Raw genomic sequence first — 22,567 nt, forward strand, 5'->3', positions numbered from 1 at the left:
CTTATCGCTCTGAAAAATAAAGTGGGTTGTCCATATAAAGATCCATATCCGGAAGCATACGGTCGCTGCTGTTATCGGTATCGTGCCTGAATTTAGACAGGTTGAGGCCCAGTTTTAGGATCTGTGGTTTGAATAGGTTCAGTGCTTCATAACGTGAAGCAAGCTCCGGATGTCTGGCTTGATATTGACGGATGGTTCTCGCTAATACGGAGTAAAACTCCAGCTCTGTCACCTCAATTTTCTCAAGCAGCGGAGATAAAAATCTAAGTACTGTAACGAAATGACCAGTTTGCAAATCATGAATAATCAGGTCTTCCGGTAGGCGTGTGGTGACTTGCTTGACGATATCTGGTAGTGCATCTAACTCAGGAATGTCCGTTTGAACTAATCGCATATCACCTTGAAAATCTTTTAATAGAATTCGCTCAGGAATGCCGTCTCGACATACAACAGTGACGTTCTGCCCATGAGCGATTAGCGATATTCCATACTTCACCAACAAGTGATAGTAAGGAATCACAACCGCGGTAAACAGTTTTTCCAGCCATAGGGGCGCCGTCAGACCAGACTGCTTGATCAGTTCTAACACCATAGGTTGACCATGACTGTCCATCTCAAACAGCAATGCCATCAAATAGGCGTGTTCACCTTGCTCTAGTTTACTCTCCGCCGACTCTCGCCAAATAACGCCGAGTAACTCGTGAAATCGATAGGGAGCGTCTTGTAACTGTGAATAGGCAATGGACGCTAAATACGCACTTGCTGGCTCTTCCAACGCTTGAGTGCCTAGCTGTTGCAGCTCAGCATCTGTTTCGCATTTCTGCTTTATCCAGCTCGAAGCATAAGGTCCCGCTTGGATATATCGACTTGGAATGCCTCGATAACACGAGGTGTTCATAATAGTAAGAGGAAGTTTGATATCAAACGCTGGAATACCGCTCGAATCATCAATGACACTCAAAGTTCGAATGGATAGCTGCGGCGAGACCTGCTTACCTGCTCCGCCAAGATAAACCAGTGTCTTATCACTTATCTCTTTTATGTAGGCCATCGCCAACTTATTCTCCCATTGCCATGGGTGAACAGGTATCAACAGATAGTCTTCTGGATCCAGCAAATCTGCAGCAAGTTTGTTCTCAAATAGAACCATTTCAGATGGAGATAGCATGCTTGCTACAAGATCGTGATTCCAGTTTAAATTGTTGGCAATACCAACTTGTAAACTAGTGCGACGAATCGCCAACCAAACGAGCTGGAAGTGACCACTAAATTCCGGTGCGTAATGTTCTAAGTCACTCACACCCCAGCCTCTTCTTCCTTTGTTGAAGGCGAACTTAGGGTGCCCTGCAATCGCCGCCTGCTGTTCAATTAGGCTCATCGAACACATGTCACTCGCAGTTCGCTTTGCATTCGCAGCCATCATCAAGCAATCGGAATACAGCGTAGCGTTCATATCTTCGACGTGCTCAGCGACTCGATGATCACTCATTGAGAGATGAAGCTTGAGGTCAGCCAATAATAAGTTTGCCTCGATAGCGGTCTTATTTTGCTCTTCACAAACACGCACTAATGAGTCGGTATCAATGCGATAGCTGCCCCATATCTGCTTACGTCCCTGGAAGTGATACTGCGCATTACCGATACGAGCGGCACAGAGGTTTGAATCTGAGGTCTCGCCTATCTCAAACGCACCCTCGTAGTGAAACTCACTGATGATTTTTGCCACCAAATTCCGATTGGCGCGCGACCAATACTGAGAAATAGCCTGACTAGCATCCATACCTTATGCCCTCTCACTATCCATCGACCAAGCGAGATCGAAAAACAATTCTCGTTTCATCATCATTAATGCCGAACGTTTGTGTGGAAAGTTGAACTCAAACTGCTTTTCGAACGCACTGCTCGCAAGACGTTTGAATAGCTTCACGTTGTCGAACCTAGGTTCCATGACAATACGTTGCGTTCGAACATCGTCTAAGAAAGCGTAATGGCACAAGGCACGCAACCATGCATCGAAGTACTGCTTGCCTCGATAGTTTTCGTCACCAACAAGCAGATGGATTCCTCGATCAAACTCCTGATAATCATAATAAGGCGCTAACCTATCTTGGGCGGCCCAATACACTTCAAAATAGCCAAATGGTTGGCCGTCAATTTCGCCAATCAAGGGCAACGTAAAACCATCAGAGAATCGGTTTTCAACAAACTCTTTGAGCTTGTCTTCCGTCCAAGCTTGCTCCCAGAATTCAGCGACTCGAGGGTTGTTCATCCATTGGGTAAAGCGAGCTAGATCTTTGTCGAAATCAAACGTTCGAAACGATATAACTTTCTCTAACGCCACATCAAATCGACGGTAAACTTCACCTTCGGGCTTAGGTGGACGTGTAGCCAAATAGCCTCTCGTAGGGTCGTCTTGCTGCTTACTATAAGGAAAACGATCAGAGGGCTGATGGCAAAGGCCGGTGAGGTTAATTTGGAAGAAACAAGCTCTATCAATTCCCGTTTTATCTAACCACTGCATCGGAAAACCTAAAAGCTGGCATTCTTGTTCTGTTAGCGAAACTGTCCCTAAGTCGGGGTGATGAGTAAACTGCGTCTCAACGTCACGCACAAGTTGTTCTGTATTCACGACGTAATCCTTTAATCAACGTGATAAATAGTTAGGAAGTTCAAAATAGATAACCGAAGGATCGGGAATGGAGTTCTCGTTGAAACCTTGCAGGTAACAATAGAAGTTGCCTTTGCAGCACAAAGTGTCAGAGTTGAGCACATAATGCAGGCAGTCTGTATCGGCTGGGGCAGATTGGTATAGTTGAGTTAGACGCTGCTTCAACAGGTCAAATAGAATCGCTTCTTCAACTAATGGCGATAAGCTTGCTATGACGCCGTAACATGAATTCAAAATCAGATAGTAAGGGAAATAGCGGTTTACTTTTGCTCTATCCCAATAGTTTTCTGTCGTTTCTGGGTTCCCCAATTGCGGGAAGTGCTCAAATGCGAGTTTGGTAAACCCGACACCTTGGCAGTCTCTAAAGTAACCTTTGGTTGGCATACCTTGCTCTAGCTCTACAACGATATTCTGTTGATGAGCAAGTAACACAATACCCAACTGGCTTTGCAACTCGAAAATCGGTACTACAACATTGTCACAAAACGCTTCAAACCACTGTGTTGCCAATGTTTCGGCATCTGTTTGATTTTGCTGTGCCAACATAAGAAGTTCGTTGGATAATGCATAGCCGCTTTGCTTGTAAGGAGTCTGCTGGCAAAGGGTTGCAAGCACGCCATGAGATTTCATCGGCTGTCGGTCATCAACCATAAACGGGTTGTCGCGTACGGTCGCCAAGGACTCATCGATAATCTCTCCCTTGCAGTCCTTTAAACCAAAATAACTTGGCTCATGGATGATAGACAATCCATTGGTAAAATATTTCTTCGTATCATCAGAGAGTGATTGGCAAATATCTGCAAGTGCTGTCCCTCTCTTCACTTCCTTCTCAGATAACAAGCGAATCGAATTGGTCAATTTCACACTCAGCGAGAACTTGAGCATAAATGGTGCAGCCGGATTATAAATAGCGCGAGTGGATGACGTTGCAAACCATGTAGAGTGTCCTAGTCCAAGATCAATTAGCTTTCCTGAGTTTGTCAGCTTCTGAACTTGAGGAAGCGCTAATAGCTGTGTCGCTTGCCAAGGATGCATCGGGAGAACCTGCCAACTGGTACTATTTAAATACGGTTTGGCGGTGTCGGGTAATGTCGTTTCGCTCACCTGAAGTTGCTTAACATACTCTCGCCAATCACTACCTGTTGCCGAGCCACCAAATACACACTCATTGCGCACTGCAAACCAATGCAAAGCAAAATTGGCTTTTAATTCTGGAGATAATTGTTTACTGATTTCAAGGCTAAGATTGGAGCGACTTTTTGGCGCTGGGTGCAATGAATGCCCGACATACAAACTCTGCTCAGATTCCTCAAACGACGTTTGCTGCTCTCCTAGGCTTTGACCATACTGCTCAAGTGCCACCCAAGTATTGCGGTGACTCTCCGATACAGCTCCGAGGAAATGCTTGCGCTGCGTAGTGTCGATGCTACCTACAATGTCATCATTGGCAATGATGAGTTCACAGGCCTGCTGGAAGCTTAATGTCTCTGCATAATCTCCACGTGAATTGCACAGCTTAATTGATGGCGAATAACGGTTAATACCGGTATTAGACTCACTCAACACCTCAACAAGAATTAACTTGCTGTCACGAATTGGAGTGCAAAGGTACTTGGTACCTTCCTTACTCACAATCTCAACCAGAGCAGACTCACGATACAGTCCATTCCAAAAACAGTTCGCCGCCACATCAGTAAAATGGGCATGATGGGTTGTCATTTTTCTTACCTCTTCCGTAACCCTGACAATCAAATGAGAATGCTAATGATTATCACAATCAACATCAATATATTGAATTTTTACTGAAACGGCATCAAATAGAGAAATAGCCATCACCTAACAAAGGACGAACGTGAAAAGGAATAAGTGTGCAGATAAGATCGGGGAAATGACGTGGAACAGGATGATAGAATCATCAGAAAGCAGAAATGAAAAATGGCACTAAAATGTGCCATTTTTATGATACCAGTCACATTTCACTGTATATTTTTTAAGCCTTTCGTAGTAGAAGGAGGAAGTAACCACCACCAACAACAGAAGCCATTAAGCCCGCAGGAAATTGCCATGGAAACCAAAGAGTTCGACCAAGCCAGTCAGCAGATACCATCAATATCGCCCCTACAAAACAAGCAACGATAAGTTGGTTCTTCGCTTTATACTGGCCTAATGCACGAGCGATGTGAGGGGCAAGCAGTCCGACAAAACTGAGTGGACCAATAACCAGTGTCGACAGAGCCGTCAGCAGAGACGCCATCACTAGCAAGAACAATCGAGTGCGCTTGGTATTCACTCCAACCGAGACAGCAGATACCTGCCCTAGATTTAGAATATCCAACCAACGACTCGCGATAAACGTCCCGCCTCCCAATACCACAACACCAATAGCCAATGCCGACACATCACTATAACTCGCCAAATAAGTTGAGCCAGACAACCAGGTTAATAGTGCTTGTACATTATCTTGACCAGATGATAACGCCACTCGAAGGATAGCATCTAGCGCCGCGCTTACAGCAATACCCGTGAGAAGTAACTGCGATGGGGCATAGTTCGAGCGTTTACTAAATTGCAAGATCACCATCATTACTAGTGCCGCACCCACTCCCCCATAAAGGATTTGTTCGCCTCTTGTTGGTGTGAAGCCAAACCACGCGCAAAGCACCAAAGCCAATGCTGCACCAGAGCTAATACCCATTACCTCTGGACTCGCCATTGGGTTAACTGTGATTCGTTGTACCATGGTCCCCGCTAAAGCCAGTCCACAGCCCGCAAATATTGCGCCTAAAACACGAGGAAGACGAAGGTTGAGAATATTAAGGTCCGCTGTAACACTCCAACCTAAATGAGTTCGCCCCAAGAACAGCGCACAGCTTGCTATCGTGAGTAATATCGCAGCAAGAATCAAAGAAACTAGAACAAAAGGTTTTGGATTGTAAGCTTTGCTAGCAACTTCTTCTGCCTTAAAACTGGAAGCAAATTTGTGTTTAGTCAGCAACCAAAGAAGGCATGGCGCCCCAAACAACGCCGTCATGGCACCGGTTGGCAATAGTTCACTTGAGACACCTGAGAATGGTTGAATGATCAGATCAGCGGTTAACAGCAGCAATGCGCCAACACCACCGCTAACAAACACTCGATGCACGAACCGTCTAGCACCAAACATTTTTGCAATAGTGGGAGCGACAAGACCAACAAAGCCAATCACTCCCACTGTCGCCACAACAACCGATGTCACGATAACCGCGAGCGTCAGGCCGATGGCTCGAACTCTAGCGACATTCACGCCAGCCGACTCAGCAACTTCACTACCTAGTTCTAAGGCAGAAAGCGGCCGTAGCATTGCCATGACCACCACTAGAATCACACTCAACACAGTTAAAATGGTGATGCTATTGTCCCAACCTTGCTGGGCGAGCGCGCCAGCTCCCCATACAAACAGACTAGTTAGCTGCTGCTCATTAAGCATAACCAACATCATGTTGGTCGCCCCCAAAAACAAAGTCACCACCATACCAGCCAGCACCATTTGCAAAGGAGCGAACCCTTTTTTAGCGGTCAACAAGAACACTAACGCGGCGGCAACCATACCGCCACCAAAAGCAAAGGAGTACTGAACAATACTGCCACCAGCGATACCAAACAGCAGACTGGTCGTCATGCCAAGTTCTGCTCCAGCAGCCACGCCAAGTGTTGTTGGAGAGGCCAACGGATTTTGCAAAAGATGCTGCATCAAGCATCCCGCAATTGCCAACGCGGCGCCACATAGCAGCGCCATCGATAAGCGAGGGAAAAAGGTAAAATGGAGGATCAGTTGACGGTAATCACTATCATCTCGATGAAAAAAGTAGGTCTGCCACTCTGTCGCCGATAATTGGTAGGGTAGCGCGTTATCTACTAGCCAGGTCAACGCCACTAATCCAAGGAGCACTAAAACAAGAGTTTTAATGTTGTAGGAAGTGCGCTGTGTTGCTGTTAACTGCATCTGCGAACCTGTTAATGACCAAGTGTTGATACTTGATTGACGACTTCATCACTGAGTCTCTGCATCGCTATCAAACTGCCAAATGTCCAAACTTTAGGAATAATCTTCACGCGATGTTCTCGTGAAAATGCCATGGCTCCCCACAATGGAGACGCGTTAAGTTGCGTTTGCTCTTGCTGGGTAAGCGGACCAAAAATAAGTACGTTACTGTCTTGATACTTGGCAAGCTGTTCAACACTTGCAGAAGAAAACCCCCAACTGTTAGTTGGACCATTCCAGCTATTTTTAAGCGACATAGCCGAGATAGTGTCATTCATCAGAGAACCTGTACTGTGGACTCGAACATGTTTATCGCCAATAAAGCGCACCATTAGGAATGGTTTACCGTTGTTCAACTGCGCGACCTTAGCGCCATTATCTGCCAGCTTTTTCTCTGTCTGTGCAATCACCGACTTGGCTTGTTCTTGTTTATTAAATACCTCTCCCAACATAGTCACTAATGATTTAGCATTCTCGTAAGGTTGTTGCTTGTCGTTGTATATACTCATCGCAATGGTTGGAGCAATAGCATTCAGTTTTTCATAAGCAGGCGCTAAATGACCGCTCATCAGAATAAGGTCAGGTTTTAAGCTAGCGATAAGTTCTAAGTTTGGCTCACGGCGTGAACCGACATCGATCGTGTCTGAGGGTAATGCCGGCGACCCTACCCAATCTTGATAGCCTTTGACGTCAGCCGCAGCAATCGGCTGCACACCAAGCGCTAGCACCGACTCAGCTAATGCCCAATCTAGCACCACGATACGCTTCGGAGTTTGCTCGAATGTCACGGTTCCCAATTCATGCTGAACTGTTTTTGCCATGGACAACGTTGACACCACACTCAGCATAAATGCCATGAGCGTAGTAATGATGAATTTTGATTGAGTTCGGTTTAACACAGTGAGCTTTCCTTGATTGGGTTAACGAACGTAGCTGATGACGTTCTGAGTTTGTGGATCAGTAAAGGTAGAGAGAGGCATCCCGTAGATTTCTGATAGTGATGTTTCATTCATCACCGCTTCTGGCGAGCCATCAACAACAATTCGTCCTCGTTTAAGAGCCACCAGACGATCACTAAACCTCGCAGCCATATTGACGTCATGGATTACCATAATCACCGTCAAACCTAGGCTCTGGTTTAATTCTCGAATCAGTTTCAGTAACTCATATTGATGGGTAACATCGAGTGCGGAAGTTGGTTCATCAAGCAAGATACATTCGCTTTGTTGAGCCAATAGCATAGCAACCCAAGCACGCTGCCTCTCACCACCGGATAACGTACTCACAAAACGCTCAGCGAACGGCTGCAAGCCAACACGTTTAATTGCATCTTCGACAAGCTGATAATCTTCAGCGGTATATCGGCCTAACACTCCTTTCCACGGATAACGGCCAAACATCACTAGTTCACGAACTGTCACACCATCGGTGATAGGTGGATGTTGAGGAAGGTAAGCCACTTTCTTAGCAAACTCTTTTGGTGAGTAATCATCAATGATTTTGCCTTCTAAGGTCACCTTTCCTGATGCAGTTTGATTCTGGCGGCTAAGCATTTTAATCAAGCTTGATTTGCCACTACCATTGTGACCTAACAGTGATGTGACTTCCCCTGCGACAAAGTCCAAATCAAAAGGGACTAAGATTTCAAGTGAGCCTATTTGGAAGCTTGCTTGCTTTAATGAAAACATAATAAATTGAGCATCTTATTATTAAAGCAATTAATATAATTGCAAATGAGAAAGATTTGTATGCGCATTGTAATTACTTTAGAGTGTTCTGTCACCACTCTATAAAATCTCATTGCTATGCTCGATACTCGTACCATTCAAGCGCAACAACGTCCGACCCGCACTCTATGGCTAATTGGCACATTCGCTTCACTGATCGGTTTCGGACAAAATGCGCTACTTGTCTCCCTACCGATACTAGTAATGACTACAGATATTGGCTTAGGCACATGGTCGATACTAATTGCCATTGGAAGTGTTCTATTTCTACCTAGCGCTCCATTCTGGGGAAAGCAGAGCGATAAATCCGGACCTAGGAAAGTGGTCTCTATCGGATTGCTAGGTCTTGCTGTTACCTTTATCGGTTTTGCTTTGATCATCCATGCCCTAGAACAGAGCTGGATTTCAACGACGACAAGTATTTTGTTATTGGGTACATTGAGAATAATCTATGGTTTGACGGTGTCAGGATTAGTTCCGGCCAGTCAACACTGGGCAATACAAACTGTTGGGAAAGAAAATCGGTTGAGTGCGATTACCTCTGTCAGCGCCGCACTTAGCGTTGGCCGAATTGGTGGACCATTGCTATCCGTCGCCTTAGTAAAGTTAAATCCGTTACTTCCTTTCGCTTTCGTCGGTTCCTCCGCGTTATTCCTGGTGACACTATGTCTATTGCAACCTTCCATACCGTCGACAGTAAGTCCCAAGAAGATAAAAAGTCGCGCGCTTCTCGGCAGCATTAAGAACTATATCACCATTGGGCTTTGTCTCTGTGCAGCCGTTGGTGTACTGCATTACTCGTTAACGCCGTTGCTGCAAAGCATACCTGAGTTAACACCCGAACAATGGTCAGATTGGGTTGGCTATTTGCTGACAACCAGTGCAGTGGCAACGTTATTGACGCAGCTATTTGTCGTAAAGAAAAAGCTGTTCTCAGTCAATCAGATGCTGACTCTGGGTGCCACTCTCACACTCATTGGCTACGGACTGTTTCTGGTACCTAGCATTACCACGTACCTAATTGCTATCATCGTTCTTTCTTCAGGTAATGCTGTAATGGCTCCAGCCTACACAGCAAAAGCAATGCAACATCATAGTGAAAATCAGGGACAGATCAGTGGGCTTATTGCAACAGGACACACTATTGGGTTTGGATTGGCAGGCCTTATCATGTCATTGAGCGCCTACTTAGACGTTGCTCCAATAGGGTTTAGCATCTTGCTTGCTGGTTTGATGATTTTACTTACATTTCGACAGCTCAAGACATAGTCTTTTTGGTTAAGATTGGAGCAGAATCGCAAACTAAATATGCAAATAATTGCATTTTGAAATTATCCATTATTCTAGCGCCAGAGTATTCACACTCTCTACGTCAGACAAGGATAATCATCAGATGAAAAATAAGATAACACTCGCTCTAACTCTCACATCACTACTGCCATTCTCTCAAGCGGTAGTCGCGCAAAGTTGGGGATACGGCGCGGATAACGGCCCCGCACACTGGGGCTCATTCAGTAGCACATGCAGCCAAGGTAAAAATCAAAGCCCCATCGATATAGAAATACAATCGCTTACCGCAGCAGAGATGACGCCACTTGAGTTTGACTATTCAGGTAGCATTGGCAACGTTGTTAATAATGGGCATACCATTCAAATCAATGTCACTGGTAGCAACACCTTGAAACTGGACGAACAAACGTTCACGTTGAAACAGTTCCACTTTCATACGCCGTCTGAGAATACCATTAACGGTAAACACGCCCCACTTGAAGCACATTTCGTCCACGCCAATGACAATGGTGAACTCGCGGTTGTTGCCGTTATGTACGACATAGGGAAACGAGAAGACTCCACCCTATCGGCTCTTCTGAATACACTGCCAGCAAATGGCCAGTCGATAAAAGTGGAATCCGATGTAAAACTTAAATCCCTACTTCCAAGAGTTCATAGCTATTATCGTTACAACGGTTCACTAACCACCCCACCATGTAGCGAAGGAGTACGTTGGATTGTCTTAACTGACCCACAATTTATTGAACAAGCACCTCTGGATAACTTATCTGATACCATGGGGAATAATGCACGTCCTATACAACCACATAACGCCCGCCTCATTCTAAAGTAACTCAGCTCTAAATTGACAAGGGTGCACTCCGCACTCTTGTTTTTATTAACAAAATCATTACATTAGTGGTAGATTTTTTTGATCAACCTTCCAGAAATACGAATCCCAACCTTTCGAAAATTAACTCTTTGAACTGCTTCAAAGTTTACCGTACGCGTAGCGTGTAACTTAACTGTTAAACAAAATTTAGAATATGTTGCAATGATGAGATTTTGAATAACACGATGTTCAAAAGCATTCCTTACTGAGAATAGTAGGTTAGCCTTGAATAACGGTGGGCAAAACAAGGGGGTGCAGTATGCAACAGTGTGAGATCAACGTATACGATATGAGGAATAAGCAGCGGTTTATCGTGCTCAATATCGGCTTTAGCGATACTACCAAAGCAGACTTTATGTGGAGCAATATGCCCACAACGAGTTGCCGAGATTACATTTCTCACCTGGTGGTGTCTGGCAACGTGGTCGCCAAAAAGTATATTACAGAAGATGACTTAAGTGACATGAACCGAGCAGCGTATCGCCAACAGCAGATGTCGATGAGTTGTTAACAGCGGTGCACTCAGATGCACCGCCATGACTACATTCGGTAGGCGCCGTAGCGAGCTTATACCACCACGGCTGCTAGTGTTTCTTTTAAACCTTGTGCTACGTTTTTAGCAATCAGAAGCTTGCCTTTCTCATTACTGCCTTCTGCTGAAGTCACAATAAGATCCGTTAACTCTTCACCACCAAAACCAACCATTGTAGGGTTTTCTGATGGCACAGCAATCACGTCAATAACGTCGCCATCAGGTGAGATTTTAACCACGGATTGACCTGCATACATAGCTACCCAGTAGTTCCCTTCAGCATCTACACTTGCACCATCAGGACGACCATTGTGTTCAGTAAGGTCACAGTGCACTAGTTGCTCACCATATTGACCTGTTTCAGCGTTGTAGCTGTGTTTATACACTTTACTTGAACCTGTATCTGCCCAGTACAACCATTGACCATCTGGTGAAAACGCTAGGCCATTGCATGTCCAAGCGAACATTGGTAGCGCTTCAATCGTGCCATCAAGATGTAACTGATGGAATTGCCCTTGGTCACCAACCTTGGCGCCATTGCGCGTACCTGCTATAAAGCGTCCGCCAGGTGCAGTGCGACCATCGTTGTAACGCATGCGTGGAAACTCAGAGACTAACGGTGCCAAAGACGTTTTTTCTGCACCCCAATTGCTAATGTGATACATACCTGACTTAAGCGCTACGATGAACCCTTGCTCACCATGCATTGCGAAACAACCAATAGGTTCGCCAAACTCAAGTTTTTCGTTCACACCATCTTTTTGACGCCAAAGCTCTCCGTCACAGATGTTGACCCACATCCAAGACTCATTACGCCAGTCCCAGCGTGGACATTCCGCCAAATCAAAATCTAGATCGACGAACTTTTCAAACTGAATAGGTTGTGCCACGTTCATGTCCTTTTTGTATCAATTAAGGTTGGTAATTTTCTGGCACTGTTGTAACAAAATCAGCGCTAGGGTGCTAGCGCTGATTAACAATTTGAAGGACAAATTATGTAAGCAAGGGACGGAGAATCGCCCCTATTGAATAATCTGCGAAGAATTCAGTCTCTATCGCCCGCGACTTTGAGCTGATCGGGATTGTTAAACTGAAAGTCGGGCTTTAGATACGTGGTATTCGATGGTAAGGCAAATTTGGCTTCATGCTCAGCGACTATCTGATTTATCTTCATCAATAACTCTTGCTGGATGGTCAAAAACGCTTCCCGCTCTTGGGTATCAATGTGGGCGAATACATCAATATCCAGACTGTAATCGCTGAACGAAGAAAAGTGTACTCTGAGTGGTGATGCCAAAATCAACTCATGCGCTTCCAACATTGAACGAATATCGCGGGTCAAGCTCACCATCGTTTCCATTGGAGTTTCATAGCGAAGATTGAGAGTCACCAAAAGTGGATAACGGTCCCTGCGGCTGAAATTGATGATTTGCATTTTCACTAGATCGCCGTTAGCGATAGTGACTTGCGTTCGGTCTTTAGCGCGAATCAATGTAGAACGAACACCAATTTGCTCAACTACTCCAGAAACACTACCTACTTTACAAAAGTCGCCAACAGACAAAGACTTGTCCATAAATAGAATGACCCCGCCTATCAGGTTTTCCATTGTAGGTTTTATCGCCAGAGCAATTGCCATACCACCTAGACTTAGCCCGGTAACAATCCCATAAACTGGAACACCCAAGCGATGTAAACCGAACCCAAGAATGGCCACCCCACATAAGGTCCCAACAATGGTTCCCGTGATTTGACTCAAACTCTTTTTCAAGCCGCTAACCTGGCCATTGCCTGCGAATAACACTTTACAACTTGAAGATGCGACGATGTATGCGACTTGTGCAATCAAAGGCCAGAACAATAACTCCCCTGCCACATTAAGAAGGTTCATCAGACCACCAGTTAGATTGAGCTGATAATCAGCAATCCATGTATAGCCAAACAATCCTAGTGCCATCAAAGAGGGCTTCAACAGCGCATGGTGCACCTGTCGATAGACCAAATACGCGTAACCTGTAAGAAGAGCGGTTAATAATAGGAACGCAACCCATTGCCATACAGCTTGATCGGCGATCTCAGACATCATCGAGGGAGGTAACGAGTCAATGAGTGAAAACCACGTTGGCGGAATCAATCGTCCTGCACTCAATGAATAATATTGATAATAATCAGGCGTGGATTCCAACTTCGAAGGTAAGTGTTTCACTAACGAGTAATAATAATGAAGATTCGCTACCGTCTGTCTTGAGAACAGATAATTACCAGACTCTTGTTTTACTATTTGTATATTGGTGTTCGGAATCGTCCAACTTTGAACGTCTTTAGAATCGGGTATCATTGCCGGGTCAAAGCTTGGGATACGATCCAGAACCTCTTTCATTAACATTACCGATTCCATCGCAACTCTATGACGATTGAGATCGGAAATGGCAGAAAGATCGAAAGTTTGTGAGGCTTTATCGAACAGCGCGAAGATATTCTGCTTTTGCTCCACACTTACATTAGCAATATCGCCATATACTTCTCCCAGAGCCAAATTCGCCTCAGTCACTCGCTTAAGATAGCTTTCATAAGTTGCTTTTGGCGTACTGGTATCCGGGGGGGCTAATGGAAAAGCACTCTCTGCCCAAGAAGTCATGACGACACAATAACTCAAAAATACTATCAGCCACTGTTTCATTTGGTCATCCATTAACAGTATGATTTTCTATAAGAATAGGATCTAATTCTTTGAATTCTCGTTTTTTCTTATTGAAATTGTAAGAGATAGAGGTAATGTGATTTATCTCTCCTAGAACAATTTAAAGGCCAGAATTGCATGACCATAAAAACGCTAGATTCAAAAGTCGTTTATAAGAACAATTGGATGACCGTTCGCGAAGATAGAATAGAGCGACCCAGTGGCAAAGAAGGAATCTATGGCGTAGTAGATAAACCAGATTGCGCGGTTATTATTGCTCTTGACGGTCAGAACATTCACTTAGTTCAACAGTTCCGATATTCGGTGGGCGATCGCTTTTGGGAGCTTCCTCAGGGGGCCTGGGAGTCTAATCCCGACGCCGATCATCTGGATCTCGCCAAGGGTGAGTTATTAGAAGAAACCGGACTTGAAGCTCAAAATATGACATATGTAGGCAAGCAACTCATCGCGTACGGTTTCCTCAATCAAACTTGCCACATTTACTTCGCCACTGAACTGACTCAAAAGCAACAACGCCTTGATAGTGAAGAAGAAGATCTCATCACTCAAGCCTTCACGATCAAAGAGTTTGAAACCATGATCATCGAAGGAAAGATCCAGGATATCGTTACCACGGGCGCATGGGGACTGACCAAAATGAAAGGCTTGATACCTTAGAAAATCGGAAACTGGTCACAAAAGTACTTATAAAGTTCGATATTAGGTAATTATATCCCAAGCTAGGAGAATACGACCCTGATTGAGGAATGACTATGGATCAGTTAACTCTTCAAGAGTGCTTAATCGACACACTTCGGCGACTGGAAAAATACAAAACTACGATGTATTTGAGAGAGGACGCCTATGATCTCGAATCTGCGATTAAAAAGCTCACTGAGCAGCTTTTTAGTCTTCAGATACTGAGCGAGCTAAAAGGGTCAATTGACGATATTTCTTCCTCTATTGAGCTCCTAAAAATGGTCACTAAAGAAGCGGACCGATCATTAGATCAGGGCTTTGAACTTGATGATGCACGAAAGTTAATTGCTCACACTCTTGAAGCTGATAGAGCCTTATCTAAAGTAACACTTGGTGAACTTGGTCACATCTAACCATCTGTATTGTTAATAGCTCAAGGTGCTCATTACCACAAATAGCGATAAATCACTTCACCAAAAAGTCTTAACCAATTGTTTTAAAAGGTTTAGTACATTATTCGCACTAATTTTACTTCATACTAACCCATTGATTTACATCATAAGAACTTACTCTTACCCATGTTAGCTTCTCGCCATCATATACATCAAGTCGAATAGCAAGGAGCATCCAAATGAGCAGTTCTATTATCCTTCCCTCTACCAATTTGTTAGGCAGCGGTTGTTTGTCTCAAGCCGTTGATACCATTCACCAGCAAGGCTTCAATAAAGCACTGATCGTGACGGATACCGTTTTAACTCAAATTGGCCTAGTGGCAACGATTACTGATCAACTCGCCGCCAAAGGCATATCTTTTACCATTTACGATGGAACACAGCCTAACCCTACAATCGACAATGTAGAACAAGGTCTAGTTACGTTAATAGACAATGATTGTGATCTTATTATTTCTGTTGGTGGTGGCTCACCTCATGATTGTGCGAAAGGTATCGCCTTGGTCGCAACTAATGGTGGCAAAATCACCGACTATGAGGGAATTAACAAAGCACGCAAATCACCCTTCCCCTTAGTTGCGATTAATACCACAGCTGGTACCGCTTCTGAGATGACGATGTTTAGTGTCATCACGGATGAAAGCAGACAAATCAAAATGGCGATCGTTGATCAAAAGGTAACCCCATTGATTTCGGTCAACGACCCTGAATTAATGCTTGCCATGCCGAGCTCACTGACCGCTGCAACAGGCATGGATGCACTTACTCACGCTATTGAAGCTTACGTCTCAGTTGCCGCGAACCCGATCACAGACACGGTTGCATTAAAAGCAATTGAGCTGATTAACAAACATTTGCCAACGTGTGTCAGCAACGGAAGTAACCTCAAAGCTCGGGAGCTGATGGCTTACGCTCAGTTTATGGCAGGTATCGCATTTAACAATGCGCTTCTTGGCTACGTACATGCGATGGCTCATCAGTTAGGGGCAACTTATCACCTTCCACATGGTATTTGTAATGCCGTACTCCTTCCTCATGTTCAACGTTTTAATCTCACGGCTAACCCTGAAAAATTCGTCGATATTGCGCAAGCAATGGGCAAAGAGGTTCATGGATTAACGACAGAGGAGGCAGCTGAGCTGGCAATTGAAGCGATGGATGAGCTTGCAAGAAAGGTTAACATTCCTGCGACGTTAGCAGAACTAGGCGTTAACCAAGGTGATATTGATAAACTATCAGAAAGTACACTGAATGATGTTTGCTGTTTAACCAATCCTCGTCAGGCGACTAAACAAGAAATCGCGGAAATATTCCAAGCGGCATGGTAGGAAAATTGAAGTAGTCACAAACCATAGATACAAGGCATAGCATCCCTGCTACGCCTTGCATTTACATTGTAAACCAAATTAAAAATCACTAACAAACACCTTCTCAACCTGATGTACCCAAAGCCTACTAGACCATTATTTGAACAATTTACCAACTAGCATCGTATGAGATTTGTCTAGCAAGGAGGAGTTAGCATGAACACAAAATTAAGCGCTTTGGAACAGTTTTCTCAGTTTGATAAGTTGGTCATACACTCACTTGAAATGTCGCTATATCAAGCATCGGTGATTATTGATGGTGACGAACACTACATTACTGAAGAAAATGGGCGACTGATACGCAGCCACAATATCGTTGATATGCGCAGATTGTGCCACAACATTGAGGCAAAAGAAGTGGTTCTAAGACAAGATAATGCGTATGACGAAATGATTGGAAGCCCGATTAGAGTGGGTGAAAACACTTTAGAAGTGCCCTTGGGAAGTTTTAGCTCGGTAATGTAATATCTCGCGAATAAAGTAGGGTGCAGTGCCACGCAATCGGCACTGCACTGAATTCAATTGAGACTGAATACCTAACACTTATTACATTTCGATTGTTTCGCTTCGTAATCCATGACAGCGCCTTGAGAGTCAAAGGAGAAACGGCAGCATTGCTCGTACACAGCTTTCAATTCTGTGCGACTTTTTTGCACTCGCGACTTCAGTGTTGAGTAACTAACACCTAGTTCCTCAGCAACTTCTTTCTGCGACTTACCCTCAATATCTATCGACTGTAAAAGCTCGGCCGAAGAATCAGACAATGAGCTCATCAGTGGCTGAATGCAACTCGCGAGTTGTTGCTTGGCATCTTCTTCTGAGCTTTCGTACCACAAAGTTTCTCCCTCTGCCAAAGAAGCTTTACCATTTGCTCGATAAAAATCGATTACGGAACGATTAGCGATTTGGAATAGCCAAGATTTGATGCTGTCTGGATTCTGTAGCTTATCGAGATTCTGATACGTTTTTATCAAAATTTCCTGCAGCACATCTTCCGCATCCGATTCGTTGGAAATCTTACTTCTCAAGAAGTTTCGCAAGCCAGTTTGATATTCTGACCAAATCCTTTCTAACATCATCAATTCTCTATGCTAATACTTGGTAAACTGATTACTTCACCGCACCGTGAGAACGGGCGCGTTTTAACCCATCTATGGCTAATATTAGTAAAGCAACCATCACCAATAAATACGTCGGCATATCACTCGCAGCCACACGCTCCCCTAACAGTAGTCCTACACAGAATACTAAAACAGGTTCAACATACCCTAACAAGCCAAAGAGCGACATAGATAAAGACTGTGACGCAAACAAAAAGAGCAACATAGGAACTGAGCCAGCTACCGCCAAGCCAACATAGTAAATCCAAACCGATGCATCCAATTGCTGGATATAACTCCACGGTTGAAGATAGAGTGTGGCCCCTAACGCAAATGGCAACAGGAATAAATTATCGAGCGCAAAACCAACATCGCTTTTGACACCCAAAGTCCTCCTATGGACGAAATAAACTGGATAGCCAAGCGCAATCAAAAGCACTATCCACGATAACCCTTCAGCCATCATATAAGCGTATATCACCCCGGCACCAGCCACACAGCAAGCCAGAGTTTGTAGCGGTGTCAGTCTATCGCCATAAACAAATCGCCCAACCACCACCAGCACTAAAGGTAGAGAGAAGTAGCCTAAAGCGACTGACAAGGTCTCCCCATATAGAGGTGCCCAAACAAAAATCCAGTATTGCGGCCCAACGAGTAACGCAGAGAACAAATACCGATGCCAGCGGTTGACTTGCTTTAGCGCGCTAAAAAGCATACCAATTCTTCGGCTCAGTGTAAGAAACAAGAGCACAACAAGCACACTCCAGATAATACGCTGTGCCGCGATCCAATGCCCTTCGCCTCCCGCAACATTAAATGCTTCTAACTCGGGCTGAAATTGAACATAAAGAGGCAATAAGCCAAACAAGCATGAGGCTAAAATCGACGCGCTAATCCCCTTCGCTGTGTCGGACAAGCTTAAGAACTTATTAATCATTGGACGCTTTTTATTTGTTAGGAATAACACGCGGACATTACCGCATTTTGAGCCTATTTTATATAGGATTTTTCGATGTCTGATTCACTTTTTATGCACTGTTTGCTGTGATAATTATCACTACTTTGTATCTTTTGCTTCCTTTCTCGCTCTACTCAGCCCACTAGAATTTATTGATTCAATTAGAGCACAGTCTCAAGGCCACTAGAGTAAACCTTCTAATGTCCAACTAAGACTCATAAAGCATTCGAATAGATGGCAGTTGGAGTATTTACTCATTCATCGTTAAACTACACAAATCTGACTTAGGAAGACCAGAATCCTTTATAGAATAAAGGAAAAATAGGGAGTCAACTTTCACCTAATAGGCCTAACTAAGTAACAAAACATGCAAATACCTAATAGAACCCACCTATTCGCTTTACTGTCACTACCACTTGTTTTCATTTCAAAAAACACCAGTGCGGGAATGATGGACAGTTTTATCGACCCTACGGACGGCAGACTGGATGGCAGCCAATTTATCTTGGATAACGCCGCTGGTTTTTTGCCAGTTCCCCTTACAGTCACTGACCCAGCAGTTGGCGTCGGTGGTGGTGCAGCGTTGCTTTTCTTCCACGAATCAGACGAACGTAAAGCGAAACGCTTGGCCGGTGAAAAAGTTGAAGATATTCCAGCCAGTGCTTCCGGGTTGATGGCGCTTGGAACAAGCAACGCCTCCCATCTTTATGGTGGTTTTCATTCTGGCAACTGGCGTAACGACAAAATCCGTTATCTTGGCGGTTTGTTTGGCGCACAGTTCAACTTGAAAATGTACGAACAAGATACCCCTCTCGATCTAAGTTTAAAAGGATTGTATTTCTTTCAGGAGATTGATTTTCGATTAGGAGAGTCAAACTTCTTCCTTGGTGGCGCTTACAGCTATATGTCTTCGACATCGACCTTCGACCAATTGAATGAGCTAGCATTAAACTCTAGAGATGGACGAGTGGGCATTCGAGCGATGTACGATAGTCGCAACAACCAGTTTTCCCCAAGAGAAGGGACTAAAGCGGGTATCAAACTGGATTACCATAGAAAAGCCTTCGGGGGTCAATTTGACTACCAAAAATACAATGCTTATTTCCTCAACTACTCGAGACTTTCATCACAATGGGGGCTAGGCCTGCGCGCAGATGTAAAATCTATTTCGGACAACGTTGACCCACGAGCAGAAGTGTACGCCAAACCATTTATTGAAATGAGAGGCATAGTAGCCATGCGTTATCGTGGCGACAATACGGCCTTGGGTGAAATCGAACTGAGCTATGACATTGATAATCGCTGGACGATTCTTGGATTTGCTGGTGCAGGTACTGCATTCAATCATGATGAAAGCATCTCTAGAAGCAAAGTATATTATACCCAAGGTGCCGGTTTTCGATACTTGCTTGCCCGTCAGCTTGGTTTGCGTATGGGTATCGACGTCGCAAAAGGACCTGAAGAGTGGACAACCTATATTCAGTTCGGTAGCGCATGGAAATAAACCTTTCCTCCGCTATGTCTAATGTGGCTAGATGTGGCTAGTTGGGTAACCAATCTAGCCACAGTGATATCTTAGTTTGCCTGTTTCATACTGTATACCGAGTACAGTACTAAGCATAACCCAACGGCGTGATAGACAGTAAATGCCTCTCCTAGAACAAACACCGCCGCTAATGCCGTAATGCCGGGACCTATATTTGAGGTGACACTCAATTCGGTCGCGGTTAGTCGTGCCATTCCAGCTGCGATAAGGTAAGAGGGAAGCACTGTGCAGAAGATTCCTAATATAATACCCAGCAAAATTAGAGGAAACGACCAGTCACTCGGACTAATCCCTGATAAGGACAAATGCACTAGGATCGCTAATCCGGCGCTACCCATACCAATACTGGTAAACAGCTCGCTTCCTATCTTACTTATGATGTTTTTACTTAACATTAAGTAAGCGGCAAACACGATGGCCGATGCTATAGCCAAGCCACTCCCCTTCCATACTTCTCCGCCAAAAGACTGTAAGTCGTGAGCGATAATAAAACCAATACCTAAATACCCTATACCAACGGCTTTAAGAACAAGCTTGGACGGCGCTTGTCCCAAAAATACCCAAGAAAATAGCACCACGAAGCTGGGGAATAGGAATATAAGTAACCGTTCGAGTTGAGCACTGATGTACTCCAATGCGGCTATATCTAGATAACTGGCAACGTAGTAACCTAAAACGCCTACTAATGCGGCTTGCCACCCATGACGTCTAACGTGCTGGCGCTTTTCCGCTGAACGACAAAGAATACAAAGCACCAATAAATAAAAAGGCAGCGAGCTAAATGCGCGCAACGACATGATGGTTGTAGCATCGCCACCATATTGAAAAGCGATTTTAATCAATATCGGCTTGAGTGAGAAAAGCGCCGCTCCAGATAAAGCGAACATTAACCCTTTAACATATTGGGGCTTCGATGACGTTTGGGATGATTCTATCGCGTTGCTCATTCTTACTCCCTTTCAATAAAGGCTACGAGAATAAGCGGTGTGGACTGGCTACGCTTTACTCGTAGCCAGGCACAGAAAAACCTACCGAGCTACTGGTATATCGAGTAGAAGCCAGAGGTAGTTAGACTGTGCAAACATATGAATTTCCTTAGTGATGAAATAACAGACTATTTCATCACCTATCAATATGCAACTGCCAATACGGTTTTCATAAACAAGCAGCTAAGGGTTAAGCGAGATTTCGAAGATAATTACATAGCCATGCGATGGCATGATCGTTAATGCTAGCTCGGTTCCACACCAAACTGTATGCCACCTTACCGTATTCAAAAGGCAAGGGTTTTGCTACCAATCCTTTTGCTTGAAGCGCAATATCGGCCCATTTTTTAGAGCAAGTAAACAGCAAATTGGATTGATGACACAGTACAGCTGCCGCACCAAAGTCTGAAACATTCACTTTTACATCTCTAGCGCGATATTTCTGGCGTAGAGTCTGCTCAAAATAAGGGCGATTAAGTTCGGCATCTGAAATACCGATATGCTGACTATTTAGGTAATCATCAATTGTCAGTTCACGTCCTGCTAACGGGTTGTCAGAAGACATTAGGCAAACCAATTCATCTTCCAGAATCACTTCCCAAATCAACTCTTTGGTATTGGTTGGGGCTTGGCTCACATCGTGAGGGAGAATAATGAAATCTACTTGGCCACTGTGCAAAGCGTCGAAGCCAAATCGAGCCTTTGTCATGATTTGGAGTTTGGCCTTTGGCGTGCACTCTATGGTCAGCCGCGCCAAGGAATGCGCGAACAACTCAAAAGTGCTTTCTCTCATCGATAGGCTGAATCGGCCTTCAAATGAGTTTGGTTCAAATCGTGTTTGGTTCAATAAACCGTTCATACTTGCCAGCATAGAGTGAATCAATGGCGCGATTTTTACGGCATAAGGGGTTGGCGTGAGTTGAGAACCATCACGGTAGAACAATTCATCGTCTAATATTTCACGTAACTGAGTGATGGTTTTGCTCACACTGGATGGCGTAACCGACAGTACTTCTGCTGATTTGGTGACACTGCTTGTGTCAAGCATGACATGAAGCGCCAGAAGGTGCTTAAAGCCTACTTTTGATAATCCTTCGATATCCATCAAGTACTAATCCATTAGGTTATTGGTTAATTGCTCACAGATTCGTTTCAATGTCAGCGCGTCTTCCAGGTCCAATTGAGCCTTACATGCAATGGAGTTTGGGACTGACATGGCTTTGTCACGCAGAGCAAAGCCCTGTTCTGTGACAGTAATCATTCTCGCACGCTCGTCTGTTTCACTGCGTTTTCTCTCCACAAGCCCTTTCTGTTCAAGTCTTTTGAGTAAAGGAGTGAGCGTTCCAGAATCCAACTTCAAGTCTGCACCAATGTCTTTAACGTTCATCGGGGCTTTCTTCCACAATACAAGCATGGTCATGTATTGCAGATATGTCAGGTCAATCTGTTCCAAAATTGGTCGATAAGCACGCGTCAGCGCATTGCTAGCGCTGTAAAGTGCAAAGCAAACTTGCTTATCGATATCTAATGACTCTAGCTGGTCGAACTTCATATCTTTCCAAACCATTTATTTATATTGCGCACAATATACTTGTAATCACTCTTATTTGGCAATATGATTTGTGCACAATCTAATTATGCACAATCATTATTAATACATAAGGAAT

21 protein-coding genes are annotated in these 22,567 nt (G+C 44.3%); 8 read left to right on the plus strand and 13 right to left on the minus strand.

What is annotated here, in order from left to right:
* Position 1: 1 nt before the first annotated feature.
* The 6 genes from OH456_RS10450 to OH456_RS10475 form a co-directional block, all read right to left on the minus strand.
* Positions 2–1,780 (minus strand): IucA/IucC family protein, encoded by a 1,779-nt coding sequence (locus OH456_RS10450; protein ID WP_270033422.1) that lies wholly within the window; start codon positions 1,778–1,780, stop codon positions 2–4.
* Between the two features lie 3 nt (positions 1,781–1,783).
* A complete protein-coding gene (locus OH456_RS10455) occupies positions 1,784–2,629 on the minus strand; it encodes a GNAT family N-acetyltransferase (protein ID WP_236109341.1) in 846 nt (281 codons plus the stop codon).
* 15 nt (positions 2,630–2,644) lie between these two features.
* Complete coding sequence (locus OH456_RS10460; RefSeq protein ID WP_270033423.1) at positions 2,645–4,387, minus strand: IucA/IucC family protein; 1,743 nt, start codon at positions 4,385–4,387, stop codon at positions 2,645–2,647.
* Positions 4,388–4,658: 271 nt separating this feature from the next.
* Positions 4,659–6,650: a Fe(3+)-hydroxamate ABC transporter permease FhuB gene (gene fhuB, locus OH456_RS10465; RefSeq protein WP_270033424.1), complete on the minus strand. Its 1,992-nt coding sequence runs from the start codon at positions 6,648–6,650 to the stop codon at positions 4,659–4,661.
* Between the two features lie 11 nt (positions 6,651–6,661).
* The gene (locus OH456_RS10470) at positions 6,662–7,546 is read right to left on the minus strand and encodes an ABC transporter substrate-binding protein (RefSeq protein WP_252039993.1); all 885 of its coding nucleotides are present in this window, start codon (positions 7,544–7,546) and stop codon (positions 6,662–6,664) included.
* A 63-nt stretch (positions 7,547–7,609) separates the two neighbouring features.
* Positions 7,610–8,377 carry an ABC transporter ATP-binding protein gene (locus tag OH456_RS10475; protein ID WP_062456110.1) on the minus strand — a complete coding sequence of 256 codons (768 nt, stop codon included), beginning with the start codon at positions 8,375–8,377 and terminating at the stop codon, positions 7,610–7,612.
* Positions 8,378–8,494: 117 nt separating this feature from the next.
* On the opposite strand from OH456_RS10475, the gene OH456_RS10480 reads away from it, so the two are divergent.
* The 3 genes from OH456_RS10480 (at position 8,495) to OH456_RS10490 (ending at position 11,091) form a co-directional block, all read left to right on the plus strand.
* Positions 8,495–9,685 carry an MFS transporter gene (locus tag OH456_RS10480; protein ID WP_270033425.1) on the plus strand — a complete coding sequence of 397 codons (1,191 nt, stop codon included), beginning with the start codon at positions 8,495–8,497 and terminating at the stop codon, positions 9,683–9,685.
* A 124-nt stretch (positions 9,686–9,809) separates the two neighbouring features.
* Positions 9,810–10,541: a carbonic anhydrase gene (locus OH456_RS10485; protein ID WP_270033426.1), complete on the plus strand. Its 732-nt coding sequence runs from the start codon at positions 9,810–9,812 to the stop codon at positions 10,539–10,541.
* Between the two features lie 298 nt (positions 10,542–10,839).
* Positions 10,840–11,091 carry a hypothetical protein gene (locus OH456_RS10490; RefSeq protein WP_006070371.1) on the plus strand — a complete coding sequence of 84 codons (252 nt, stop codon included), beginning with the start codon at positions 10,840–10,842 and terminating at the stop codon, positions 11,089–11,091.
* A gap of 56 nt (positions 11,092–11,147) precedes the next feature.
* On the opposite strand, the gene OH456_RS10495 is transcribed toward OH456_RS10490, so the two are convergent.
* Together OH456_RS10495 and OH456_RS10500 are read right to left on the minus strand one after the other, a co-directional pair.
* Positions 11,148–12,002: an SMP-30/gluconolactonase/LRE family protein gene (locus OH456_RS10495; RefSeq protein WP_081836327.1), complete on the minus strand. Its 855-nt coding sequence runs from the start codon at positions 12,000–12,002 to the stop codon at positions 11,148–11,150.
* A 155-nt stretch (positions 12,003–12,157) separates the two neighbouring features.
* Positions 12,158–13,792 (minus strand): mechanosensitive ion channel family protein, encoded by a 1,635-nt coding sequence (locus OH456_RS10500; RefSeq protein ID WP_270033427.1) that lies wholly within the window; start codon positions 13,790–13,792, stop codon positions 12,158–12,160.
* 138 nt (positions 13,793–13,930) lie between these two features.
* Here OH456_RS10500 and OH456_RS10505 point away from each other — a divergent pair, with 138 nt between their 5' ends.
* The 4 genes from OH456_RS10505 to OH456_RS10520 all read left to right on the plus strand — a co-directional run bounded on the left by OH456_RS10505 (position 13,931) and on the right by OH456_RS10520 (position 16,775).
* A complete protein-coding gene (locus OH456_RS10505) occupies positions 13,931–14,470 on the plus strand; it encodes an NUDIX domain-containing protein (RefSeq protein ID WP_006070368.1) in 540 nt (179 codons plus the stop codon).
* A gap of 95 nt (positions 14,471–14,565) precedes the next feature.
* Positions 14,566–14,904: a hypothetical protein gene (locus OH456_RS10510; protein ID WP_062456122.1), complete on the plus strand. Its 339-nt coding sequence runs from the start codon at positions 14,566–14,568 to the stop codon at positions 14,902–14,904.
* Positions 14,905–15,122: 218 nt separating this feature from the next.
* Positions 15,123–16,271 (plus strand): iron-containing alcohol dehydrogenase, encoded by a 1,149-nt coding sequence (locus OH456_RS10515; RefSeq protein WP_270033428.1) that lies wholly within the window; start codon positions 15,123–15,125, stop codon positions 16,269–16,271.
* A gap of 195 nt (positions 16,272–16,466) precedes the next feature.
* Positions 16,467–16,775, plus strand: coding sequence for a DUF6482 family protein (locus OH456_RS10520; RefSeq protein ID WP_270033429.1), 309 nt, complete (start codon positions 16,467–16,469; stop codon positions 16,773–16,775).
* A gap of 71 nt (positions 16,776–16,846) precedes the next feature.
* Here the strand turns inward: OH456_RS10520 and sigZ are convergent, their stop codons facing one another.
* Positions 16,847–17,386 (minus strand): RNA polymerase sigma factor SigZ, encoded by a 540-nt coding sequence (sigZ, locus tag OH456_RS10525; protein WP_270033531.1) that lies wholly within the window; start codon positions 17,384–17,386, stop codon positions 16,847–16,849.
* 34 nt (positions 17,387–17,420) lie between these two features.
* Positions 17,421–18,347, minus strand: coding sequence for an EamA family transporter RarD (rarD, locus tag OH456_RS10530; protein ID WP_006070363.1), 927 nt, complete (start codon positions 18,345–18,347; stop codon positions 17,421–17,423).
* A gap of 388 nt (positions 18,348–18,735) precedes the next feature.
* Here rarD and OH456_RS10535 point away from each other — a divergent pair, with 388 nt between their 5' ends.
* Positions 18,736–19,872 carry a glyceraldehyde-3-phosphate dehydrogenase gene (locus OH456_RS10535; RefSeq protein ID WP_270033430.1) on the plus strand — a complete coding sequence of 379 codons (1,137 nt, stop codon included), beginning with the start codon at positions 18,736–18,738 and terminating at the stop codon, positions 19,870–19,872.
* 71 nt (positions 19,873–19,943) lie between these two features.
* Here the strand turns inward: OH456_RS10535 and OH456_RS10540 are convergent, their stop codons facing one another.
* From OH456_RS10540 to OH456_RS10550, 3 genes are all read right to left on the minus strand, one after another.
* Entirely contained in the window at positions 19,944–20,861 is a 918-nt protein-coding gene (locus OH456_RS10540) for a DMT family transporter (RefSeq protein ID WP_038227399.1), read from the minus strand.
* Between the two features lie 229 nt (positions 20,862–21,090).
* Positions 21,091–22,005 carry a LysR family transcriptional regulator gene (locus tag OH456_RS10545; RefSeq protein WP_006070360.1) on the minus strand — a complete coding sequence of 305 codons (915 nt, stop codon included), beginning with the start codon at positions 22,003–22,005 and terminating at the stop codon, positions 21,091–21,093.
* A gap of 6 nt (positions 22,006–22,011) precedes the next feature.
* A complete protein-coding gene (locus OH456_RS10550) occupies positions 22,012–22,467 on the minus strand; it encodes a MarR family winged helix-turn-helix transcriptional regulator (RefSeq protein WP_031493923.1) in 456 nt (151 codons plus the stop codon).
* Positions 22,468–22,567: the final 100 nt, after the last annotated feature.

Origin of the sequence: Vibrio sp. La 4.2.2 (genome assembly GCF_027586995.1) — a bacterium.
Classification (GTDB): Bacteria; Pseudomonadota; Gammaproteobacteria; order Enterobacterales; family Vibrionaceae; genus Vibrio; species Vibrio mediterranei.

Excerpts from the sequence above, each read along its gene's own strand:
- OH456_RS10450 (WP_270033422.1), bottom strand. The coding sequence starts at position 1,780 with ATGGATGCTAGTCAGGCTATTTCTCAGTATTGGTCGCGCGCCAATCGG.
- OH456_RS10460 (WP_270033423.1), bottom strand. The coding sequence starts at position 4,387 with ATGACAACCCATCATGCCCATTTTACTGATGTGGCGGCGAACTGTTTT.
- fhuB (WP_270033424.1), bottom strand. The coding sequence starts at position 6,650 with ATGCAGTTAACAGCAACACAGCGCACTTCCTACAACATTAAAACTCTT.
- OH456_RS10470 (WP_252039993.1), bottom strand. The coding sequence starts at position 7,546 with ATGGCATTTATGCTGAGTGTGGTGTCAACGTTGTCCATGGCAAAAACA.
- OH456_RS10475 (WP_062456110.1), bottom strand. The coding sequence starts at position 8,377 with ATGTTTTCATTAAAGCAAGCAAGCTTCCAAATAGGCTCACTTGAAATC.
- OH456_RS10480 (WP_270033425.1), top strand. The coding sequence starts at position 8,495 with ATGCTCGATACTCGTACCATTCAAGCGCAACAACGTCCGACCCGCACT.
- OH456_RS10485 (WP_270033426.1), top strand. The coding sequence starts at position 9,810 with ATGAAAAATAAGATAACACTCGCTCTAACTCTCACATCACTACTGCCA.
- OH456_RS10490 (WP_006070371.1), top strand. The coding sequence starts at position 10,840 with ATGCAACAGTGTGAGATCAACGTATACGATATGAGGAATAAGCAGCGG.
- OH456_RS10500 (WP_270033427.1), bottom strand. The coding sequence starts at position 13,792 with ATGAAACAGTGGCTGATAGTATTTTTGAGTTATTGTGTCGTCATGACT.
- OH456_RS10505 (WP_006070368.1), top strand. The coding sequence starts at position 13,931 with ATGACCATAAAAACGCTAGATTCAAAAGTCGTTTATAAGAACAATTGG.
- OH456_RS10510 (WP_062456122.1), top strand. The coding sequence starts at position 14,566 with ATGGATCAGTTAACTCTTCAAGAGTGCTTAATCGACACACTTCGGCGA.
- OH456_RS10515 (WP_270033428.1), top strand. The coding sequence starts at position 15,123 with ATGAGCAGTTCTATTATCCTTCCCTCTACCAATTTGTTAGGCAGCGGT.
- OH456_RS10520 (WP_270033429.1), top strand. The coding sequence starts at position 16,467 with ATGAACACAAAATTAAGCGCTTTGGAACAGTTTTCTCAGTTTGATAAG.
- sigZ (WP_270033531.1), bottom strand. The coding sequence starts at position 17,386 with ATGTTAGAAAGGATTTGGTCAGAATATCAAACTGGCTTGCGAAACTTC.
- rarD (WP_006070363.1), bottom strand. The coding sequence starts at position 18,347 with ATGATTAATAAGTTCTTAAGCTTGTCCGACACAGCGAAGGGGATTAGC.
- OH456_RS10535 (WP_270033430.1), top strand. The coding sequence starts at position 18,736 with ATGCAAATACCTAATAGAACCCACCTATTCGCTTTACTGTCACTACCA.
- OH456_RS10540 (WP_038227399.1), bottom strand. The coding sequence starts at position 20,861 with ATGAGCAACGCGATAGAATCATCCCAAACGTCATCGAAGCCCCAATAT.
- OH456_RS10545 (WP_006070360.1), bottom strand. The coding sequence starts at position 22,005 with ATGGATATCGAAGGATTATCAAAAGTAGGCTTTAAGCACCTTCTGGCG.
- OH456_RS10550 (WP_031493923.1), bottom strand. The coding sequence starts at position 22,467 with ATGGTTTGGAAAGATATGAAGTTCGACCAGCTAGAGTCATTAGATATC.